The following is a 3,895-nucleotide window of genomic DNA, read 5'->3' on the forward strand; positions in this document are numbered from 1 at the left end:
CAAGTAGAAGTTGAACTGCGTTTAGACGATAGATTAGTAGATATAGTCTCTGAAGGATTTGATTTGGCTTTTCGTGTAGGTGAGCATAAAGATTCGTCACTTATTGCACGTAAAATAGCGCGTAACCGATTATTAATTTTAGCTGCACCACAGTTTATTGAAACTTACGGTATGCCAAAAACAATCGAAGAGTTAGCGCAATTACCAGCAGCAAGCTATGCCAGTAATTCTATTCGAGTAGAAGCAATAGATTACTACGATAGTAAGGGTGAACGCTGCGAGCAAAAAATAAAAAGTGTGTTTCGTGCTAATGATGCCGAGTCATTGTTAATGAAAACATTATCGGGCACAACTTACTTTGTCGCCCCTGCATTTATTATTGGTGATGAAATAATACAAGGTAAGCTAGTGCCTTTATTGACCGATGTAAAACTGATGGAGTTTAGTGCGATGTATGCCGTATATCCGCACCGAGATTTACCAGTGAGGACCCGGTTGTTTTTTGATGTTGTGCGCGAGCATTTAGGAAAAGATAAACCGATTTGGGAAAACGGGATCCCCAATTTTGAGCAAATGTATTAAGTAACCCTGCTTAAGCAACTACCGTTTCGTAGTCATGTTCTTTTTTAAACTTACAATACACTTTATTGCGACCAAATTGTTTTGCTTTGTATAACTGTTTATCTGCTTGGTTTACAAAGCTTTCCAATGAATTAGTACTTTTAAATTTTGCAACACCAATACTGGTTGTAACATTAATTGCAAGGCCGTCAATGTCAAATGTGGTATTTTCAAAACGTGCTCTTATTTGTTCAGCGGTATTAAGTGCAGCCTCTTCATTTGCAAAAGAGCTAAATAAAGCAAACTCTTCACCGCCTACTCTAAATACATACCCTCTACCAAGGACAACTCTTAGTAAAGTGGCCACCTCGACAAGTACTTGGTCACCCACACCATGGCCATGCTCATCATTTACCTGTTTAAAAAAGTCTAAATCAAGTAAAAACAAATATAACTGCGACTTATCTTTTAGTTCTACTTCAAAGTAGTGGTTTAAAGATTGGCGGTTACCACAGATTAGTGAATTGAAGTCTTTACACAACTATGCCGTTGATGCGGGAGATTCACTAGCGCCTTACTTCCCTAATGAGCCTAAAGGTCAAATATTAAGCTCAACCCCTTCGGCAGATGCAGAAGGCGCTGTGTGGTGCTTAGACACAGCAACCGGGCAATCTAAATTTTGTAATAAGAATCTGCACTACAAAATCCGTGCAGTACGTGGAGGTGCACAATGAAAACTCTTTACACAACACTCGCTATGGCCGCACTTTTTAGTACAGGATTAGCCGCACAAACATGCAAAACAGAATCGATTGAGGCAACACAACCAGACAGTCATTTTTTAGATAATAACGATGGCACTGTGACCGATATTGTCAATGGTTTGCTGTGGAGCAAGTGTTCTTATGGCCAAACGTATGAAAATGGTAATTGTATTGGCGCCCCTACCAATATTGAATCCTGGCAAAGTGCGTTGAAAATCGCTGATGAAAATTCACGTCAATACGGCCAAGATGGTTGGCGCTTACCCAACATCAAGCAGCTAAGTAAATTAGTAGAGCGAGCTTGTGTCGAGCCTGCGATAAACTTAACAATGTTTCCAAGTACACCCTCAGCTGCTTATTGGTCAAACACGCCTGACGCTCATAATTTAACTTCACAAGAAAGCGTAAAAGGCCTGATAGTTGATTTCTCTAACGGCAGTGAGTTTTTAACTGATGTGAATACACACCGATTAATTCGTTTTGTTAAAGAATTAAATTAAAAGCCAAAGACTGGCGCTTAAACGCCAGTCTTTAGTAACTAAAAAGGAATAAGGTTAGTGTTTAATACAATTAAAAATATGCTGCTTGCAGCCGTCACAGTTAGCACGCTTGCCGCTTGTTCAGATAACGAAGTAGTCTTGACTGAAACAACAGAAAAAATCACGTTTATGGATAAGTCACCTTACCATTTAACTTATTTTCAAAATATATTTGGCGGTGATCTAATTAAATTGCGTGGAGAGCTTTATACACTTGTCGATGCTGACGGATATATAAATCAGGGAGATGAGGTGAACTGGTTTAATTGAGCCGGACACTTTAATAATGGACAATGTCCTAATATTGAGGTGTTAAATGACAAAACGAAAAAATAAAACTTATACAACCGAATTTAAGCAAGAAGCAGTTGCTTTAGTCACTGAGCAAGGTTATTCAGTTTCAGAGGCCGCAGCCTCTTTAGGGATCACCACCAAACTTATTTATAACTGGAAAGCTAAACTCGAAGAGCAACAAGCTGGTAATTCGCTAAATGAAGATGAGCGCGCAGAGCTAAAGCGTCTGAGGAAAGAAGTGAAAGATCTCAAAATGGAGAAAGAGATCTTAAAAAAGGCCAGCGCCTTCTTTGCGAGAGAAATGAAGTAAAGTATCAGTTCATCAAAGAAAATAGCCAAGCTTTTCGCGTTATAAAATTATGCTCAGCTATGAAGGTGAGTCGCTCTAGCTATTACGCATGGCTGGCACGTCCAGCAAAGCTTATAACGGCCAAAGAGCTGTATCTTTATCGCAGAGCCAAAGCGCTGTTTAAACGCAGCAGAGAAAGCTTAGGCTACCGTGAGCTATGTAAGAACTTACGCAAAGAAGGCTTTAAAATAACACGCTATAAAACCAGAAAGTTAATGGCGAAGCTCAATTTAGTGGTTAAACAGCGAGTAGCTTATAAGGTAACAACTAAGCGTAAACACGCTGATGCAGTTGCAGATAATTTGCTTAATCAAAACTTTAATCCGGTCGCACCCAATCAGATTTGGGCTGGCGACGTGACATACCTGAAAACTGGCGAAGGCTGGCTATACCTTGCTGTTGTAATGGATTTATATTCTCGTCGAATTGTTGGCTGGCATATTGATAAACGTATGACGACCGATTTGGTAATGAAAGCCATGATTAAGGCTTATAACCTGAGAAAACCAGCCAAAGGCTTGGTATTTCATTCTGATAGAGGGTCTCAGTATACGAGTAAGCGATATCGCAACCTGTTAAAGCAGTTTGGTATGCGAGCAAGCATGGGTGATGTGGGAGCGTGTTGGGATAACGCTGTTGTTGAAAGGTTTTTTGGCAGCTTGAAACATGATTGGTTGTTAAAAGTGGCTCAGCCAACGCGTGAACACATGAAAAATGATGTTACTGACTATATGAAATATTACAATCTGGAAAGGCTGCACTCAGCTAATAACGATCAGTCACCAGTAGAGTATGAAAATTCTTTAAGAAAAGTGTCCGGCTGGAGTTGACCAGAACAGCCGGCAGCGCCTCGATTCTTTTTCACTTGCTTGTAAGCCACATAAAGCGCTTGCAGTGATAACATGCGCCCATAAAGACTAAAATGAACTCTCAAAATATTGTCTCACATCACTTAGTTTTAGCTTCACCCTCAGCCAATCAAGGAGACCTTGCTTTATTAAACAACTCGTAGACCCAATACAAATCCCACTACATTTTAGTGATTTATAAATCACTTCCCCCCTTCGCAATCAATGAAAGCTTTTGACTCAAATTGACCCTATCAAACGCACTGTTGATAGTCGGCTTGGCTTTATCCTCCACACCATTACTGGCTTTCATCGGCCTAGCCTTACTCACTACTACGGGTTCATCTGCCACCTCACACCGACAGAAAACCTTGGATTTCTCCTTGAGTTTATGCCACTTACTTAATAGTTAAGTTTAGATGCCAGGCTTCCCCAGTTACTGCACTAGCTCCCTGTTAGAAATTCCCCCTCAAGCACATCATTGGTCTGACTAAGTATAGGGCTTTGCGCTATTTTGGACGCTTACCCACCAATGCCGCC

General features: G+C 40.5%; 5 protein-coding genes and 1 pseudogene. 5 read left to right on the forward strand and 1 reads right to left on the reverse strand.

Annotated features, from left to right (window positions below):
• A partial coding sequence (locus L654_RS0123570) for a substrate binding domain-containing protein (RefSeq protein ID WP_024609201.1) occupies positions 1–582 on the forward strand: 582 nt, incomplete at its 5' end.
• Positions 583–592: 10 nt separating this feature from the next.
• On the opposite strand, the pseudogene L654_RS0123575 reads toward L654_RS0123570, so the two are convergent.
• Positions 593–1,072, reverse strand: a pseudogene (locus tag L654_RS0123575) (GGDEF domain-containing protein); the annotation flags it as partial.
• A gap of 13 nt (positions 1,073–1,085) precedes the next feature.
• Here L654_RS0123575 and L654_RS0123580 point away from each other — a divergent pair.
• The 4 genes from L654_RS0123580 to L654_RS0123600 all read left to right on the forward strand — a co-directional run bounded on the left by L654_RS0123580 (position 1,086) and on the right by L654_RS0123600 (position 3,337).
• Positions 1,086–1,295, forward strand: coding sequence for a DUF1566 domain-containing protein (locus L654_RS0123580; RefSeq protein ID WP_024609214.1), 210 nt, complete (start codon positions 1,086–1,088; stop codon positions 1,293–1,295).
• On the forward strand, positions 1,292–1,825 hold the full coding sequence (locus L654_RS0123585) for a DUF1566 domain-containing protein (RefSeq protein ID WP_024609215.1): 534 nt from the start codon (positions 1,292–1,294) through the stop codon (positions 1,823–1,825). Before L654_RS0123580 ends, L654_RS0123585 begins: the two co-directional genes overlap by 4 nt.
• 57 nt (positions 1,826–1,882) lie before the next feature.
• Positions 1,883–2,134: a hypothetical protein gene (locus L654_RS0123590; RefSeq protein WP_024609216.1), complete on the forward strand. Its 252-nt coding sequence runs from the start codon at positions 1,883–1,885 to the stop codon at positions 2,132–2,134.
• 46 nt (positions 2,135–2,180) lie between these two features.
• Positions 2,181–3,337 (forward strand): IS3 family transposase gene (locus L654_RS0123600; RefSeq protein WP_139016127.1). Its coding sequence is split into 2 segments (ribosomal slippage): positions 2,181–2,424 and positions 2,424–3,337, totalling 1,158 coding nucleotides; the frame shifts between segments, so codons are not numbered across the junction.
• The last annotated feature ends 558 nt before the right edge of the window (positions 3,338–3,895 follow it).

Source organism: Pseudoalteromonas sp. TAB23, assembly GCF_000498075.1.
Classification (GTDB): domain Bacteria; phylum Pseudomonadota; class Gammaproteobacteria; order Enterobacterales; family Alteromonadaceae; genus Pseudoalteromonas; species Pseudoalteromonas arctica.

What these genes read in the sequence shown, in the direction of transcription:
- L654_RS0123585 (WP_024609215.1), top strand. Translation starts at nt 1,292, where the DNA reads ATGAAAACTCTTTACACAACACTCGCTATGGCCGCACTTTTTAGTACA.